The organism is Aeromonas sp. QDB11, from assembly GCF_027705265.1.
Classification (GTDB): domain Bacteria; phylum Pseudomonadota; class Gammaproteobacteria; order Enterobacterales; family Aeromonadaceae; genus Aeromonas; species Aeromonas allosaccharophila.
This window is the reverse complement of the sequence record NZ_JAPDBM010000039.1, coordinates 32,998-48,789: the sequence shown is the minus strand read 5'-3', so window position 1 is coordinate 48,789 and position 15,792 is coordinate 32,998. Positions and strand designations below refer to the sequence as shown.

Sequence of the window (15,792 nt, the reverse complement as noted above, 5' to 3'; positions counted from 1 at the left end):
TCTCACTTCGAAAGTCAAGCGATTGTTTTCGCTTTTCTTTCGGCGCCCACTTCGCAAGGAAGCTGGCTCATCAGTCCTGCGTGTTCCGCCGTGCTGGTAGGGGCGCATTATAGGGAGCGAGGCCGCGATGACAAGGCTTTTTTTGAAGAAAATCACGAAAATTTCAAATTATTCAATTAGAAACAGCTTATTCAGTGTATATATACAGTGTTATCCACAATCCGGTTATTTCACTCCCTTTTCAGCGTCATTTATGTCGCCTTCAGTGACCTTGGGAATGCCATACTGGAGCCGATAACCTCTCCCGAGTGGTCCATGGTAGCGCCAATCAGGAAAGCTGGTTACCATGGAGGTGAATATAGTGTTGCACCTTTTTTGCTTTCATTTACAAAAGGTCTTTTAAGATGAATTTATCCAAGTTTCCCGTATATATGCAGGCCGCAATCCTTGCTCTGGTATTGGCAGTGGTTGGCTACCTGGTTGCCCAGGCCCTGCAGTTCTCTTTGAAAGCGGAAGTGATTTTTGCAGCAGGTCTGGCCATCGGCGGTTTCGTGGTACCGCTGTTCCTGAAGCGAACCCCGGCTAATGTCGCCGAGTCGATCGCCAATCAGGAGACTTGCACCTTATATGTAGGCAACCTGCCCTATCGCGCCAACGAGATTGCAGTGCGCGAATTGTTTGCCGAACAGGGCCAGGTCATTTCCGTGCGGTTGATGAAGGACAAGTCTACCGGCAAGCGCAGAGGTTTCGGTTTCGTGGAGATGCCCGCCGCCGATGCCGCCAAGGCGATTGCCGCGTTGAATGATAAAGAGTACCAGCAGCGCACCCTCAAGGTGCGTGAAGCGAATGACAAACGTGATAAAGAAGAGAGGGAAGGTAGCGAAGCTGACGCCTAACCGCTCGTCAGTACCTTACCTCTTCCAGTGATGACAGCCCCCATGCTTGCAAGGGGGCTGTCAGTTTTTGGGCCTCCTCATCCAGTCGGGTACAGTAAGCCCTGGCAATCACCTCTTCTATATATACAGGCTGCACGGCGCCATGCCCGCCATTGCTCAGCAACCAGGCCACCCGTTTGGCAACGGCACTGCCCGAGTCGATCAGCTGGCATTGCGGCATCAGTTGCCCAATCTCTTCATTGAGTAGCGGGAAGTGGGTGCAACCGAGCACCAGCGTATCTGGCTTCTCTTCTCCCTCCAGCCAGTCGGCCAGCACTTCACGCAGCAACGCCATATTGACCGGCAAACCCGCCAGCTTGTGTTCGGCTTCTATGACCAGCTCGGTGGTGCCCTTGAGCAGCACCCGCTTGCCGGGAGCGAACTGGGCGATCAGTTCGTGGGTATAGTCGCGACTCACCGTGCCCGGCGTAGCCAGCAGACCGATACAACCGTTGCGGGTCTGTGCGGCGGCAGGCTTGATGGCTGGCACCACCCCCACCACGGGAATATCCAGTGCCGCACGCAGGGCCGGCAGCGCTATGGTGCTGGCCGTGTTGCAGGCGATCACCACCAGATCGATATGATGACGGGTCACCATGGTGGTAACCAAGCGGGTGCAGGCAGCAATCAGGGCGGGCTCGCTCAATTCACCATAGGGGAAGTTGGCATTGTCGAAGCAGTAGAAATAGTTGTGTGCCGGCAGAACGCGGCGGATCTCGCGGTAGATGGTCAGGCCACCCATACCGGAATCAAACACGAGAATATTGGCCACTTGAGCTCCCCTTTGGTGCAAGGCGGCGATCATACTCCCGCCTGCCGCCAATAGAAAAGGCCCTGCCAATGGCAGGGCCCGGGTTTTTCCCATCAAGAGGAGACTATTTACAGGGAGTAATCCATCGTCACGTAGTAAGCGCGCTCATCGGCCGGATAACCCACCGCAGTCTGATACTCCTTATCCAGCAAGTTGTTGATCTTGCCAGATACCTTGAGCGCCGGGGTGACCTTGTAGCCGACCGCCAGATTCCACACGCTGTAGCCACCAAGTGTTGTGGTGTTGGCCGCATCGCCATAGCGCTCACCCTGATAGATCCAGCTCAATGAACCATCAAACTGCTGCCACTGCGCCTGAGTCACCCACTTGGCCCCTTTGCGGGAGATCAGCTGCAACTGCTTGTCGGTTACCTTGTCTTTGGGATCCTTGTATTCGGCAGAGACCCGATGACTCAACCAGCCGGTATCAAACTCCCCTTCCAGCTCGATCCCTTCAATGCGCGCCTTGCCAACGTTCTGTGGTGTCCACATACCCTGACTGTTGGGCGCCCACTGGATCATCTGTTCGAAGTCGTTGCGATAACCGGTGGCTCGCCACTCCACGCCAGCGGTTTGACCATCCAGCATCAGCTCGCTGCTCTTCGACTCTTCCGGCTTCAGGGTGGGATTGCCAGAGCCCGGATAATAGAGGTCGTTAAAGGAGGGGGCGCGGAAACCGGTGCCGTAGCGGGCACTCAGGCGGTAATCCTCGACAAAGCGCCAACCTGCGCCGGTTTGCCAGGTGTTGTGGCGACCAAACTGTTCGTTGTCGTCGCTACGGCCGCTCAGCTCGCCCTGCCAGGTCTGGTTGTCGAACTGGGCAAGGGCATAGAGGCCGGTGTTGTCGCGCTCTTTGGCATCGGCCGGATACGTGGAGCCGGAGGAGCGGGAGCGATCATCCAGTCGATCACTCTGCCAATCGGCCCCGCCTCCCAGCGTCCAGCTCTCGTTCAATTTCAAGCTGTTGACCCAGTTCAGGCTGTACTGGCGGGTGTAGGTCCGGGTATTGGCCTGATCGCGGCCACTGTTGTCCTGATAGTCGTACGCATCCTGTTTGGAGAAGGCGCCACGCAACTCACTCAGATAGCGATCATCGTGATAGCGCGACCCCAGCTGATAACTCTGGTTTTCAGTCCAGGTCTCGTTGCGCTGATGGGTGGCAGGCCCCCAGGCGGAAGCCGCAGAAGAGCGGTCGTACTGGGCGACATTGCGGAACCAGCGGGTTGTACCGAACAGATCCCAGTTGCTGCCGAGCGCCTGCTGGTAGTCCAGCATGGCGTTGTAGCCCTGATGCCCGTGACGATCACCATCGTTGATGCCGGGCAAGGGGTGTACGTTGTAACCCTCTTCATCATCAAAACCGCCAGCCACCTTGAGCTGACCCGCCTCACCGACCTGGCTGGCACTACTGAAAGCAGCCTGACGCTGTTGATGGGAACCAGCACCGATATTGAACTTGTGCTGATTTGTCCCCTTGTCGGGACGGGTAATGATGTTGATCACCCCGCCGATGGCATCAGAACCATAAATGGTGGCGCGTGGGCCACGAATGTATTCAATGCGCTCCACCTGATTGAGCGGGAGGTTATTCAGTTCGGTCATACCGGCGGTCAAAGAGGCACTGCGCACCCCGTCCACCAGTACCAGTGTCTGGGAGGAGGTGCCACCACGCACCCGCAGCGAGCTAAGCTGGCCTCGGCCACCATTGCTGACCACTTCCACACCGGGCAGGGTCTTGACCACATCGGTCACGGTCTGGGCTTGCAGGCGATCGATCTCGTCCCGGGTCACCACATTGACCGGGGCAAGCACGCTGGAAGCAGGTTGGGCGACGCGGGTAGCGGTCACCACCATGGTGGGATTGACGGGAATGGTCAGCTGCTGGGCAAACGCCGCCGTCGGCAACAGGGCAGCCGCCAGAAATTTCTTCGACATGAGAGATCCTTAAGTTCGCGTAAGTATCTACTTCGTGGCCGGTTTCTCTCGGCCCGAAATACGAACTCTGGCAGGTCTTCGGGCTCGGGGGCTGATGGCCTACGGCGACGGCTTCCCGCCTGACGGCAGTGCCCTGATGTCGCTTCGTTCCCCCTTACCGCTGCGCGCCAGCTCCGGATTCTCACCGGATTCCCTATTAAGCATGATGCGCCAAAGCGGGAGGATTATAGGCAGAGCCAAGCTGGATGTATAGCCATCCAGATTTCTATTTATTGCCAACCAGCGCTGCCAGCCGCTGCTGTGCCCCCTCCATCACCGCCTGTACCCCTGGATGGGAGAGATGGCGCCCTGCCGAGACCAGATAATAAGAGAGGGTAACGTCGGTGAGGGTCGCAATCCGTTCCACCCCGTAGAGACGGCCAATTTCGTCAGCCATTGCCAGCGGCGCCGGGAAGATCCCCATCCCCGCCTTGCCGAACGACTTCATCAGGGTGGAGTCATCAAACTGCCCCACCAGATGGGGATGAATGCCCTGCTGGCGATACCACGCCAGCAGCCGATCGTGGGTGGCCGATTTCTCTCCGGGGATCAGCAGCGGCAACCCCTCCAGCGAGGCGGGAAAGCCATCCCGTGCCCGCGCCGCCAGCTCGGGGCTGGCAAACAGCGCCAGCGGGCTGCGCCCCAGCTCGTGGTTGTAGCCACGCACCCCGCTGTCGGGAGGAAGCGGGCGATCGATCAGCACCATGTCCAGCTTGTGGCGTGCCAGCTCACTGAACAGCTGCTCGGCCCGCTCCTCGTGACACACCAACCGCAGCGGGGTCGCCAGCGCCATGGCGGGGGCCAGCAACTCGAACGCCAAGGTGCGGGGCACCGAATCGGCGATCCCCACCTGCATGGTCAGCTCCTGACTGGCGTGGCGCAAGGTATGCTCCAGTTCGGCGCCGAGCGAGAAAATCGCCCCTGCCTGCTCCTGCGCCTGCCGTCCGGCGGCGGTCAGTACCAGACGCCGCCCCACCCGGTTGAACAGTGCCACCCCGAGGGACTGCTCCAGCTCGGCGACCTGACCACTGATGGTCTGCGGCGTGAGGTGCAGCTGTTCGGCGGCCTGCGTCACGCTGCCACTGCGCGCCACATGCCAGAAGTAGTAGAGCTGTTTGTAGTTGAGCATGCCGTTCCCTATCAGTTTTTTCCGAACAACCATCAGCGAGAATCTGATTTTATCGAAACATTGCGGGCTCTAGCATGCAACCATTATCTGAACTTCCCTGCGAACCATCATGCTGGACGTTGTTGTACTCTTCTTTCTGTTTGGTCTGCTGGCCGGTCTGGTGCGCTCCGAGCTCAAACTGCCTCCTGCCCTCTACGACACCCTCTCTCTCTTTTTGCTGCTGGCCATCGGCCTCAAGGGCGGCGTCGGTTTGGCCCAGCAATCCCTGCAACCCCTGCTGCCACAACTTGCGCTGGTGATCCTGCTCGGCGTGGTGCAGACCCTGCTCGGCTTTGCTGTGCTGCGCCTCAAGATGAACCGGGTCGATGCCGCCGCCACCGCCGCCCACTATGGTTCGGTCAGCGTCGCCACCTTTGCGGTCGGGGTGAACTGGCTCACCGAGCGAGGCATCAGCTTTGAATCCCAGCTCTCCATCTTCCTCGCGGTGATGGAGATCCCGGCCATTCTGGTGGGCATAGTGCTGGCCCGCGGCATCAGTCGCGAGACCCGCTGGCGCATGCTGGCCCACGAGACTTTCCTCGGCAAAGGGGTGACCCTGCTGCTGGGCGGCATGGCCATCGGCTATCTGGCCGGGCCGGACGGGATTGCCCCACTCAAACCGCTGTTTGTCGACCTGTTCAAAGGGGCTCTGGCGCTGTTCCTGCTGGAGATGGGCCTCATCGTCGCCCGCCAGTGTCAGGATCTGCGCAAGCATGGCTTCTTCCTGCTCGGCTTCGCCCTGTTGATGCCGCTCGCTTCCGCGGGACTGGGATTGGCAGCTGGCCAGCTGATGGGCCTCTCTCTCGGCGGCCTGACCTTGCTGGCTACCCTGGCGGCCAGTGCCTCCTATATTGCCGTGCCGGCCACCATGCGCATCGCCGTGCCTCAGGCCAACCCGGGGCTGTCCCTCAGCGCCGTGCTGGGAGTCACCTTCCCATTCAACATCATGCTGGGGATCCCGCTCTACCACAGCTGGGCCCGCCACTTCACGGAGTAGCCACATGCAGACCGAGACCCGCACCCTGCTCACCGTCATCACGGAAGCGAACCTGGAACCCACCCTGCTGCGCACCCTCACCCGCGAGGGGCTGCGCGGCTACACCATCACAGATGCCCGCGGCCGGGGAGATCATGGCGAGCGCAACGCCAGCTGGAGCGAGAGCGGCAACATCCGGCTGGAGGCGATCTGCAGCAGGGAGCAGGCGGAGCGGCTGCTGGCCCACCTGCAGAGTCGCTACTACCCCGATTACGCCATGATCGCCTTTCTGCAACCGGTCGAAATCGTGCGACCCGAGAAATTCTGAGCCGGCTTGCCGGCTCTTTTTGTTTACCAAAAGCAAACGTTTAACAGCAAGGAACCAATACACATGAACACCCCTCCGCTGATCGGCCTGATAATGGGCTCCGACTCCGACTGGCCAGTGCTGCAGGCTGCCGCCCGTATCCTCAAGGAGCACGGCGTGCCCTACGAGGCGCGGGTGGTCTCGGCCCATCGCACCCCGGATCTGCTGTTCGAGTATGCCGCCACAGCCCGCGAGCGCGGCCTGCGCGCCATCATCGCCGGGGCCGGTGGCGCCGCCCATCTGCCGGGCATGGTCGCCGCCAAGACCACTCTTCCGGTGCTGGGGGTGCCCATCCCATCACGCCATCTCAAGGGGATGGACTCGCTACTCTCCATCGTGCAGATGCCCAAAGGGGTACCGGTCGCCACCTTCGCCATCGGCGAGGCGGGGGCCGCCAACGCGGCCCTGTTTGCGGTCTCTCTGCTCTCCGTTGCACAAGACGGCGACGCCCCCCGCTACCGGCAGCAGCTCGACGACTTCCGCACCCGCGAGCGCGACCGGGTGCTGGCCCTCACGCTGGAGGAGCCGACATGATCCTGCCTCCCGCCACCCTCGGCATGCTCGGCGGCGGTCAGCTTGGCCGCTACTTTGTGATGGCCGCCCACCGCCTCGGCTACAAGGTGGTGGTGCTGGATCCCGATCCCGCCAGCATTGCCGGTGCCGCCGCCGATCACCATATTGTCGCCCCCTATGACGACCAGACCGCCCTGCACCAACTGGCACTCCGCTGCGATGCCATTACCTGCGAGTTCGAAAATGTGCCCGCCGCAACCCTGGCACTGCTCGAAAAACAAAAGCCGGTACGCCCGGCCGCCAGCGCGGTGCGCATCTGTCAGGATCGCCGTGAGGAGAAAGCCTTTCTGCACGGAGCCAACATCCCGATCGCCCCCTATCTGGCGCTACAGGCGGAGGACCCCATCCCCGCACAGGCCAGCGAAATCTTCCCCGCCATTCTCAAGACGGCCCGCGAAGGGTACGACGGCAAGGGGCAGTGGCAGGTGAGTAATCTGGATGAGCTGGCGACGGCGCTGGCAGCCAGTGGCGTCCCCTGCGTGCTGGAGCAACGGCTGGTGCTGGAGGGGGAGTTTGCCCTGACCCTGGCGCGCAGCCCGAGCGGTGCCATCAGCGCCCTGCCACTAGTGCAGAACTGGCACAGCGGCGGCATCCTCGATCAGACTCGCTCCCCGGCCAATGTGCCGGCGCTGGAGAGCGAAGCCAAAGCAATAGCCGAGCGGCTGATCGCGACCCTCGATTACGTCGGGGTGCTAACGGTGGAGTTCTTCCTGGTGGAGGGGAGGCTATTGGTCAACGAGCTGGCGCCCCGTCCCCACAACTCGGGTCACCCCAGCCTCGACAACGCTGCATACAGCCAGTTCGAGTTGCAGGTGCGCGCCCTGTGCGATCTGCCGCTGCCAGAGCAGATCGCCGTGCGCCCCGCCCTGTTAATCAACCTGCTGGGGGATCTCTGGCAAAACGGCACGCCAGACTGGGCTGCCCTGCTGGCGCTGCCCGGCGTGCATCTGCACCTGTACGGCAAGGGGGAACCCCGCCCTGGCCGCAAGATGGGCCATGTCACCATCACCGCCGAAGACTGGCCGACGGTGGAGGAGACCTGCAGTCAGGCTCGCCAGCTGCTGGGGCTGCCACCACGCTGACCCCTGAGCCGCACACAAAAAAAAGACCCGGGCCTGGCCCGGGTCTTTTCATTGCTTGCTGCGACAGGCGGGTGATCAGGCCCGCTCGACCGATACCGGCGCTGGCAGGCGGATGGTGAGGGAGAGCACCAGCGCCACCACCAGCAACACCAGGATCAGGTTGAAGGTCGCCATAAAGCCGCCGAACAGGGAGGCCACGATGGAGCCGATGATGCTGCCCAGACCAAAGCCCAAATAGATGACGCCGTAGTTCTTGGTCAGGTTGTTGAGACCGAAGAAGTCGCTCACCAGCGAGGGGTAGACGGTGATGGTACCGCCGAAGCTGAACGCCACGCAGGCCACCGCCACAAAGAACAGGTTGGCGTTGAGCGGCACGAACAGCAGCAGCGCCATGCCCGCCAGGGTAATCAGCTGGGCGATGGTGATGACCCGGATGCGGGACATCTTGTCGGAGAGGATACCCAGCACCAGACGGCCGCCCAGGTTGGCCATGGCGATGATGGCGACGGCGTTGGCAGCGACCACGGCTGGCAGACCCACCATCTTCTCGCCGATATCCTTGGCCACGCCGATGACGTAGAGGCCGCTCATGCAGGCAGTGAGGAACATCAGCGCCAGCATCCAGTACTGCGGCTTGCGCATCGCCTCAGCCAGAGTGAAGTCACGGCTCTCGCTCTGCTGCACGGAAGCGGCCTGCTTGGGCGCATCCTTCATCAGCATGCCGCCCACCAGCACCATGGACATGGCGATCAGCCCCCACAGCTGGAAGGTGGTCTCAAGGCCGGAGCTGGAGAGCAGCAGCAGGTTGATATATTTGAAACCGAGACTGCCGAGACCATAGGCACCGATGGAACAGGCGGAGATCAGCCCCTTGCGCTCCGGGAACCACTTCACGCAGTTGGAGAGGGTCATCAGGTAGCCGGTACCGTCGGCAAAACCGACCAGAATGCCCGCACAGAGGTAGAGCATCGCCAGATTGCTGGCATGGGCGGTGAGGAAGAAGCCGATGCCGAGCAGCACACCAGCGCCCAGCGTCACGTTGCGCACCCCGAACCGCTCCTGCAGCTTGCCCGCCATGGAGGAGGCGACCGCCAGCGAGAGGCTGAGCAGGCCGAAGGCGAAAGCGACCTGACTCACCGGCTCGTCCAGCTTGTCGGAGAGCTGGGCGTTGAACAGACTCCAGGTGTAGACAGAACCCAGTGCAAACTGGGTGATGATGGTACCGATCAGTGTCAGGTACCGGGTGCGGTTCATCTCTTTGGTCATGATGCGTCTCGGTCGATGGCCTTAAGGAAATTGAGGCCACTATAGGCAAGACGCAGCTCGCGCCGATCGATTAAGGCATGAAATGCAGATCGGCGGGAATGAATGACAATCAGAGCCGCATCAGCTGACGGAACGCCTTGATGTTGCTGCGACTGACCGGCACCTCGAACGGCAGATCATGGAGCCGGATGAGATAGGTGCTGTTAAACCAGGGGACGATTTCGCGGATCTTGTTGATGTTGACGCAGTAGGAGCGGTGGCAGCGAAAGAACCCCTCGGCAGGCAGGCGGCTGACAAACTCGCTGATGGTCATGGTCATCACGTAGCGATCATCGCGGGTGTAGACATAGGTGAGCTTCTCGTCGGCTTCCGCGTAGTAGATCTGCTCGCAGGGGGTGACGATGATGCGCTCCCCCTTCACCAGATTGACGGTGCGATTGTGCGGGCTGCTCCCCTCGCCGCTCGCCTCCCCTGTGGTGGCTGGCTGCGACTTGCCCGCATGCTCGAGCTTTTGCAGCAGATTGATGATGCGGGGCTCGTTGTAGGGCTTGAGGATGTAGTCGAACGCCTCCAGCTCGAACGCCTCCACCGCAAACTCCTTGTAGGCGGTAACGAAGACGATGTGGGGCGGGTGACTGGACTTGTGCAGGTTCTTGGCCAGCAGCAGGCCGTCGATGGAGGGGATCTGGATATCCAGAAACACCACATCCACCTCGTGATCCTGCAGGTATTTGAACGCCTCCAGCCCATCCTCGAAACTCGCCACTATCTCGATCTGGCTGTGCTGATTCACCAGATAGATCAGCTCTTCGCGAGCCAGATACTCGTCTTCCACTATGATCGCTTTCAGCATGACAACGCCTCTCCAGTCAGCGACTCGTCTTCAACAGTGATGGCTCTCAACATGGCATCGACTCCTGATCCGGCAGATAGAAACTCACTTCGGTACCCGGCTCCAGCCGCTTGAGGTGCAGGCCATCGCCATAGAGCAGCTTGACCCGCTGATGCACGTTCATCAGGCCGATGCTGCGACTCTCCACCCGCCCGGCGGCCACCCCGTCGATCACCTCCTGACTGATGCCATAGCCGGTGTCCCGCACCGCCACCCGGATGCCGCCCGCCAGCTGTTTCACCTCGATGGTGACCCGACCTGGCGCGCTGCGGGGCTGGATGCCGTGCAGGATGGCGTTTTCCACCAGCGGCTGCAACAGCAGGCTCGGCACCTGAATGTGGACGTCGTCCACCTCGAACACCACCTCCAGCTTGTCGCCGAAGCGGGCCTGCTCGATGGCCACGTAGTCGCGCACCTGCTGCAGCTCCTCCTGAATGTCGATCAGTTCATCCCCCTTGTTGAGGTTGTAGCGCAGGTAATCCGCCAGATTGGCGATCAGCTGGCGCGCCTGCTGGGGGCGAATGCGGATCAAGGATGAGATGGCGTTGAGGGCATTGAACAGGAAGTGCGGGTTAATCTTGCTCTGCAGCGCGGTGAACTCCGCCTTGCGGGTCATCTCCTTGAGCTGCTCGATGCGCGACACCTCCATCTGGGTGGAGATGAGCTGGGAGAGACCCACCGCCATCTCCCGCAGGGAGCTGGTAATGCTGTGGGTGCGGCGATAGTAGATCTTGAGGGTGCCGCTCACCGAGCCGTTTTCCCGCAGCGGAATAATGATGACCGAGTGGAAATCGGAGAGGTGATACTGGCGCAGATCGTTGTTGATGATGATCTGGTCGAGCAGCACCGCCTGCTGGGTCATGCCGCTGATGGCGTGGTGCTCATCCAGCTCGTAGTAATCCTTGCCCACCCCGACATAGGCCAGCACGTCATGGGTATCTGTGATGGCCACCGCATCGGCGCTGATGTCGCGCCGGATCACATCGCACACCTGACTGAGGGAGTGGCGATCGATGTTCTGGAAGAAGGGCAGCGTCTTGTTGGCGATATCGAGCGCCAGCTTGGCCTGCTTGGCAGCAATCAGCTCCTTCTCGTCATCCAGATCCTGCACCAGCTTGATGATAAGGCCGATGCAGAGCGCCCCGGCGATCATCGGATAGGCGATATGGTTAACGATCTCCACCCCGACTTCGTGGGGCTCAGTCAGCAGCCAGATCAGCAGCATGGTCAGCCCTTCGCACAGCATCCCCGCCAGAATACCGTAGAGCCAGAGCCGCGACTTGCGGCAGCGCAGGTGCAGCCAGGTGGCGAGCAGACCGGCGATGATGCTGGCAATCAGGCAAGGGATGGAGGTGTGGCCATCCATGTCGATGAGGTAGCGGTGCAGGCCTGAGATAACCCCGGCCGGAATGCCGACCCAGGGGCCGAACAGGATGCCGCCGGAGATGATGGCGATGATCCGCACGTTGATCAGCGCCCCCTCCACCGGAATGCCGGTGTAGGTGCTGAACACCGCAAACAGGCCGAAGATGGAGGCTACCAGCACCAGCTCGGCCGGGGTGTGATCCCGCTTCTGGAACAGCCGCTGGAACGGCCGGGTGCGGGTCAGGAAGAAGAGGGTCATCAGCATCAGCGCTGCCCGCTCGAACACCGCCAACAACATCATCTGATTCTCAAGCATCTGCGCCCCCTTGCGGCAACCCGACCGATCACCCTAACCCTGACCAATAAATCGGGGCCGGATAAACCAGCCCCTGTGACATCAACAGTACTGACCGGCCACCCAACCGGAGGACCAGGCCCACTGGAAGTTGTAACCGCCGAGCCAGCCGGTCACATCCACCACTTCGCCGATGAAGTAGAGGCCCGGTACCTTGCGCGCTTCCATGGTCTTGGAGGAGAGCTCGTTGGTATCGACGCCCCCCAGGGTCACTTCGGCGGTGCGATATCCCTCGGTGCCGTTGGGCAGGATCTGCCAGTCACCCAGCAGGTTGGCGATCGCCTCAAGTTCCCGCTCGTTGTACTGACGCATCGGCTTGCTGACCAGCTGACCCAGCTCCACCAGCTTGTCGACGAAGCGCTTTGGCAGCTCGCGCCCCAGCACGGTTTTCAGCTCCTGCGCCGGGTGCGCCTGCGCCCATTCACGCAGGGCAGCCGGAATATCCAGCTCCGGCAGCAGGTTGATGTGGATCTTCTCGCCGGCATGCCAGTAGGAGGAGATCTGCAGGATGACGGGACCGGAGAGGCCGCGATGGGTGAACAGCATCGCCTCCTTGAACCGGGTGCCATCCTCGGCGGTGACCGCTACCGGCAGGCTGATGCCAGCCAGATCGGCGAACGCCTCTTTCTCCGCCTGATGGAGGGTAAAGGGCACCAGACCGGCACGGGTCGGCAGCACCTTGAGACCGAACTGCTCCGCCAGCTTGAAGCCATAGGGGGTCGCGCCCAGCTTGGGCATGGAGAGACCGCCGGTCGCCACCACCAGCGAGTGGCAGCCGATCTCACCCTTGCTGGTGGTCAACACAAAGCCTTCGTCCTGTTTGCTGACGGTGAGGATCTCGGTCTGGAACTGCAGGGTCACCCCGGCCCAGTCACACTCGGTGAGCAGCACATCGACGATATCCTTGGCGCTCTCGAGACAGAACAGCTGCCCCAAAGTACGCTCGTGATAGTTGACCCCGTGGCGATCCACCAGATCGATGAAATCCTGCTGGGTGTAGCGGGCCAGCGCCGACTTGCTGAAGTGGGGATTCTCCGACAGGTAGGCGTGAGCACCAGCCTGATGGTTGGTGAAGTTGCAGCGACCACCGCCACTGATGAGGATCTTGCGGCCCGGCTTCTTGGCATTGTCGAGCACCAGCACGGAGCGGCCACGGTAGCCCGCCTGCGCCGCACACATCAATCCGGCCGCACCGGCCCCGATCACCACCACATCGACCTGCTTCATCATCACTCACTTATCAAAATAGAAACGGCACCTGGCCAGAACCGAGATTGCCTCTGGCGGAACACAACCATAGTGGCTGCCCACCAGAATAAACAACGGCCCTTAAAAGGGCCGTTATTGTACTGGCTGAACACTAAGTGTCCACGACTATCAGGCGTTGCTGTCCATGATGCTGGCCGGGGCGCCCTTGGCCAGTTCGGCCAGCTCCTTGTCGATGAAGTAGAGGCCTTTGCCATCTTCACCCACCAGACCCAGACGGTCGACGATGCTCTTGAACAGCTTCTCCTCTTCATGCTGCTCGGCCACATACCACTGCAGGAAATTGAAGGTGGAGTAGTCCTGAGTGGTGAAGGCTACGTGGGCCAGACCATTGATGCACTTGGTGATGTGATACTCGTGCTCCAGAGTGGTACGGAACACGTCGCCCAGCGACTTGAACTCGTGGGGAGGGGCATCGATGGCACCCAGCTTGGGCATGGCGCCGGTCTCGCTCACGTAGGTGAACAGACGCTCCATGTGCTGGCGCTCCTCGACCGCGTGTTGACGCAGGAAGGTCGCCGCCCCTTCAAAGCCCTTGTCTTCGCACCAGGCGCTCATCTGCAGATAGAGATTGGAGGAGTAGAACTCCAGGTTAATCTGCTCGTTCAACTTCTCGATCATGGCTTGGGCCAGCATCTTTTTTCTCCTCAGTGATTTGGTATCGATTGTCGCCACACTCCCGCCGCGAATCAACCCGCCAACGAGAGGGAGATCCCGTTTCTTTCAGCTCAGGGGGTCAGCTCCCTAAGGGAGGCGACATCCACCGGCGCAGCATAATCGACGCCCAGCAGCTCGAAGCCGTTGAGTTGCATGAAGTCCTGCCGCAGCCCTGCAAAGTCCCCCAGCGCGTGGAAATTGTCCGGCGTCACCTTGGGCCAGAGCGCCGAGACGGCGGCCTGAATGGCCGGGTCGAGCTCGTGGTCATCCATCCGGATCAGCCGGTTACCATCGGCCACCACCCCATTGGCCCCGTACATCTTGGCGGCAAACAGTCGCTGCATCTGCTCGATGCAGCCTTCGTGCACACCGCGCTCCTTCATTACCCCCATCAGCAGGCCCAGATAAACCGGCAGCACCGGAATGTAGGCGCTCGCCTTGGTTACCAGCGCCTTGCAGACTGACACCCAGGCATGGCCACCAATCTCGGCCAGCTGCAGGTTGATGGTCTCGGCGGTGGCGTGCAGATGCTCCTTGGCATAACCGATGGTGCCATCCCGATAGAGGGGATAGGTGGATTCGGGGCCGATATAGGAGTAGGCCACTGTTTGCGCACCGGGGGCCAGACAACCGGCCTGCTGCAACGCCTGCATCCAGAGCTGCCAATCCTCGCCCCCCATCACGGTGACGGTATCGCGGATCTCCTCCGGCGTGGCAGGTGCCAGCGATTGCTGCACCAGAATATCGCGCTCCAAATCCAGCCCCCAGCCGCTGAATGGTTGACCGGTGGTCTTGAGCACGGAGCGCACTTGCGTACCATCGGGCAGCACCCGGATGCCGCTCGCCAGCGAATAGATCACCAGATCCACCTGCCCCAGCTGCTGGCGGATGGTGTCGATGGCCTGCTGGCGCATCCCGTCGGAGAAGGCATCGCCAATCAGGTTGATGGCGATACGCCCCTCCTGCTCCGCCTCCTTGCGAAACCAGATGTTGTTGTACCAACCGGCGCTGCCCAATCCTTTGTCGGAAGGGCCGCGCTCAAACGAGATGCCGATGGTGTCGGCACCGGCACCAAAGGCGAGCGCAATGCGCGACGCCAGTCCAAACCCGGAGGAGGCCCCCAGCACCAGCACCCGCTTGGGGCCGTTGAACGGGCCAGCGGCCTTGATACGTTCGATCTGCTGCTGCACGGCGGCGCGACAGCCGATGGGGTGACAGTTACGGGCAACACAACCTTGAATCTGGGGATGAATGATCATGGGAAGGCCTCCAAAGAAACTGGCTACAGCATAACCAAATCGAAGGAGATTAACTTGATGCCGGATCGCTATCAGTCAGAAAAGCCGCGGGAATTGAGGCAGAAAAACAAAAGGGAGCACGTGGCTCCCCAAAGCGGTATTCAGATGCTTTTTGTTGTTTTGTGTTCATTGCGAAGCACGGGCCCATCCTATGCCTCTCCCCCCTGATCGGCAAGCCGAGGGGTGTGACCGGCGTCAAACTCTTGTTTAATTTATAGGCAAATAGTGGTTAATAACTGAGTGGCTGACCCTGTGTCACACGTCATTAAACTCATTTAAATCCCAAAACTGTGCCTGAGGCACCATTTTAGTTTCAGCAGAGATTGGTATAGTGGGCTGAAGGATCGGTAAGGAGAACCCCCATGAGTGGAACAACCTATTACAAGCATATTCTGGCTGCGATCGACCTCTCTGAAGACAACCGCAAGGTGATAGACAAGGCGGTGGACAGAGCCCGCTCCAACGGCGCCAAGCTGTCGGTTATCCATGTCGATGTGGACCTCAAGGATCTCTACACCGAGATGATCGATATCGACATCGACAACGTGCAGGATCAGGTGATCGCCGAAGCGAAAGAGAAGCTGGAGGCCTTCCTCGCCTCGGTGGACTACCCCATCGAGAAGAAGCTGGTGATCTGCGGCGATCTGAGCGAGCGGGTCAATCAGGCGGTCAAGGAGTACGAGATCGACCTGCTGGTGTGCGGCCATCGCCAGAGCTTCTGGAGCCTGCTCACCTCCAGCGCCCGTCAGCTGATGAATACGGTGCCGTGCGATCTGCTGGTCGTCCCCTTGCAGAAGTAATGAAACCG

At 60.7% G+C, this 15,792-nt stretch carries 16 protein-coding genes and 1 riboswitch; of the genes, 7 read left to right on the top strand and 9 right to left on the bottom strand.

Features of this window, described 5'->3' with window-relative positions:
- Nucleotides 1-180: hypothetical protein (locus tag OKC40_RS14025; RefSeq protein WP_270795616.1), on the top strand; the 180-nt coding region annotated here is incomplete at its 5' end.
- A gap of 224 nt (nt 181-404) precedes the next feature.
- Nucleotides 405-896, top strand: coding sequence for an RNA recognition motif domain-containing protein (locus OKC40_RS14020; RefSeq protein WP_042657372.1), 492 nt, complete (start codon nt 405-407; stop codon nt 894-896).
- A gap of 7 nt (nt 897-903) precedes the next feature.
- Here the strand turns inward: OKC40_RS14020 and murI are convergent, their stop codons facing one another.
- From murI to OKC40_RS14005, 3 genes are all read right to left on the bottom strand, one after another.
- Entirely contained in the window at nt 904-1,707 is an 804-nt protein-coding gene (murI, locus tag OKC40_RS14015; RefSeq protein WP_270795614.1) for a glutamate racemase, read from the bottom strand.
- A 107-nt stretch (nt 1,708-1,814) separates the two neighbouring features.
- On the bottom strand, nt 1,815-3,680 hold the full coding sequence (locus OKC40_RS14010) for a TonB-dependent receptor domain-containing protein (protein WP_270795613.1): 1,866 nt from the start codon (nt 3,678-3,680) through the stop codon (nt 1,815-1,817).
- Nucleotides 3,681-3,732: 52 nt separating this feature from the next.
- Nucleotides 3,733-3,910, bottom strand: a riboswitch (cobalamin riboswitch).
- A 35-nt stretch (nt 3,911-3,945) separates the two neighbouring features.
- Nucleotides 3,946-4,848: a LysR family transcriptional regulator gene (locus tag OKC40_RS14005; RefSeq protein ID WP_182970116.1), complete on the bottom strand. Its 903-nt coding sequence runs from the start codon at nt 4,846-4,848 to the stop codon at nt 3,946-3,948.
- A 109-nt stretch (nt 4,849-4,957) separates the two neighbouring features.
- On the opposite strand from OKC40_RS14005, the gene OKC40_RS14000 reads away from it, so the two are divergent.
- From OKC40_RS14000 to OKC40_RS13985, 4 genes are all read left to right on the top strand, one after another.
- Nucleotides 4,958-5,884 carry a sodium-dependent bicarbonate transport family permease gene (locus OKC40_RS14000; protein WP_040069609.1) on the top strand — a complete coding sequence of 309 codons (927 nt, stop codon included), beginning with the start codon at nt 4,958-4,960 and terminating at the stop codon, nt 5,882-5,884.
- A 4-nt stretch (nt 5,885-5,888) separates the two neighbouring features.
- On the top strand, nt 5,889-6,191 hold the full coding sequence (locus OKC40_RS13995) for a P-II family nitrogen regulator (protein WP_005321666.1): 303 nt from the start codon (nt 5,889-5,891) through the stop codon (nt 6,189-6,191).
- Between the two features lie 63 nt (nt 6,192-6,254).
- The gene (gene purE / locus OKC40_RS13990; protein ID WP_236368100.1) at nt 6,255-6,764 is read left to right on the top strand and encodes a 5-(carboxyamino)imidazole ribonucleotide mutase; all 510 of its coding nucleotides are present in this window, start codon (nt 6,255-6,257) and stop codon (nt 6,762-6,764) included.
- Nucleotides 6,761-7,885 carry a 5-(carboxyamino)imidazole ribonucleotide synthase gene (locus tag OKC40_RS13985; protein WP_270795610.1) on the top strand — a complete coding sequence of 375 codons (1,125 nt, stop codon included), beginning with the start codon at nt 6,761-6,763 and terminating at the stop codon, nt 7,883-7,885. The genes purE and OKC40_RS13985 overlap by 4 nt, the downstream gene beginning before the upstream one ends.
- 75 nt (nt 7,886-7,960) lie before the next feature.
- Here the strand turns inward: OKC40_RS13985 and OKC40_RS13980 are convergent, their stop codons facing one another.
- The 6 genes from OKC40_RS13980 to fabV form a co-directional block, all read right to left on the bottom strand.
- Nucleotides 7,961-9,151, bottom strand: a complete 1,191-nt coding sequence (locus OKC40_RS13980; protein WP_236368102.1) for an L-lactate MFS transporter — start codon at nt 9,149-9,151, stop codon at nt 7,961-7,963.
- A gap of 109 nt (nt 9,152-9,260) precedes the next feature.
- On the bottom strand, nt 9,261-10,004 hold the full coding sequence (locus OKC40_RS13975) for a LytR/AlgR family response regulator transcription factor (RefSeq protein ID WP_058052680.1): 744 nt from the start codon (nt 10,002-10,004) through the stop codon (nt 9,261-9,263).
- A gap of 46 nt (nt 10,005-10,050) precedes the next feature.
- Complete coding sequence (locus OKC40_RS13970; protein ID WP_190973196.1) at nt 10,051-11,724, bottom strand: sensor histidine kinase; 1,674 nt, start codon at nt 11,722-11,724, stop codon at nt 10,051-10,053.
- An 81-nt stretch (nt 11,725-11,805) separates the two neighbouring features.
- The gene (locus OKC40_RS13965) at nt 11,806-12,990 is read right to left on the bottom strand and encodes an NAD(P)/FAD-dependent oxidoreductase (RefSeq protein WP_080764968.1); all 1,185 of its coding nucleotides are present in this window, start codon (nt 12,988-12,990) and stop codon (nt 11,806-11,808) included.
- A 150-nt stretch (nt 12,991-13,140) separates the two neighbouring features.
- Nucleotides 13,141-13,665 carry a non-heme ferritin gene (gene ftnA / locus OKC40_RS13960; protein WP_005339225.1) on the bottom strand — a complete coding sequence of 175 codons (525 nt, stop codon included), beginning with the start codon at nt 13,663-13,665 and terminating at the stop codon, nt 13,141-13,143.
- Between the two features lie 92 nt (nt 13,666-13,757).
- On the bottom strand, nt 13,758-14,945 hold the full coding sequence (gene fabV / locus OKC40_RS13955; RefSeq protein ID WP_270795605.1) for an enoyl-ACP reductase FabV: 1,188 nt from the start codon (nt 14,943-14,945) through the stop codon (nt 13,758-13,760).
- A gap of 401 nt (nt 14,946-15,346) precedes the next feature.
- On the opposite strand from fabV, the gene OKC40_RS13950 reads away from it, so the two are divergent.
- On the top strand, nt 15,347-15,784 hold the full coding sequence (locus tag OKC40_RS13950) for a universal stress protein (protein ID WP_005339229.1): 438 nt from the start codon (nt 15,347-15,349) through the stop codon (nt 15,782-15,784).
- Nucleotides 15,785-15,792 lie beyond the last annotated feature (8 nt).

Coding starts and splice junctions, on each gene's coding strand:
- OKC40_RS14020 (WP_042657372.1), top strand. CDS start 405: ATGAATTTATCCAAGTTTCCCGTATATATGCAGGCCGCAATCCTTGCT.
- OKC40_RS14010 (WP_270795613.1), bottom strand. CDS start 3,680: ATGTCGAAGAAATTTCTGGCGGCTGCCCTGTTGCCGACGGCGGCGTTT.
- OKC40_RS14005 (WP_182970116.1), bottom strand. CDS start 4,848: ATGCTCAACTACAAACAGCTCTACTACTTCTGGCATGTGGCGCGCAGT.
- OKC40_RS14000 (WP_040069609.1), top strand. CDS start 4,958: ATGCTGGACGTTGTTGTACTCTTCTTTCTGTTTGGTCTGCTGGCCGGT.
- OKC40_RS13995 (WP_005321666.1), top strand. CDS start 5,889: ATGCAGACCGAGACCCGCACCCTGCTCACCGTCATCACGGAAGCGAAC.
- purE (WP_236368100.1), top strand. CDS start 6,255: ATGAACACCCCTCCGCTGATCGGCCTGATAATGGGCTCCGACTCCGAC.
- OKC40_RS13985 (WP_270795610.1), top strand. CDS start 6,761: ATGATCCTGCCTCCCGCCACCCTCGGCATGCTCGGCGGCGGTCAGCTT.
- OKC40_RS13980 (WP_236368102.1), bottom strand. CDS start 9,151: ATGACCAAAGAGATGAACCGCACCCGGTACCTGACACTGATCGGTACC.
- OKC40_RS13975 (WP_058052680.1), bottom strand. CDS start 10,004: ATGCTGAAAGCGATCATAGTGGAAGACGAGTATCTGGCTCGCGAAGAG.
- OKC40_RS13970 (WP_190973196.1), bottom strand. CDS start 11,724: ATGCTTGAGAATCAGATGATGTTGTTGGCGGTGTTCGAGCGGGCAGCG.
- OKC40_RS13965 (WP_080764968.1), bottom strand. CDS start 12,990: ATGAAGCAGGTCGATGTGGTGGTGATCGGGGCCGGTGCGGCCGGATTG.
- ftnA (WP_005339225.1), bottom strand. CDS start 13,665: ATGCTGGCCCAAGCCATGATCGAGAAGTTGAACGAGCAGATTAACCTG.
- fabV (WP_270795605.1), bottom strand. CDS start 14,945: ATGATCATTCATCCCCAGATTCAAGGTTGTGTTGCCCGTAACTGTCAC.
- OKC40_RS13950 (WP_005339229.1), top strand. CDS start 15,347: ATGAGTGGAACAACCTATTACAAGCATATTCTGGCTGCGATCGACCTC.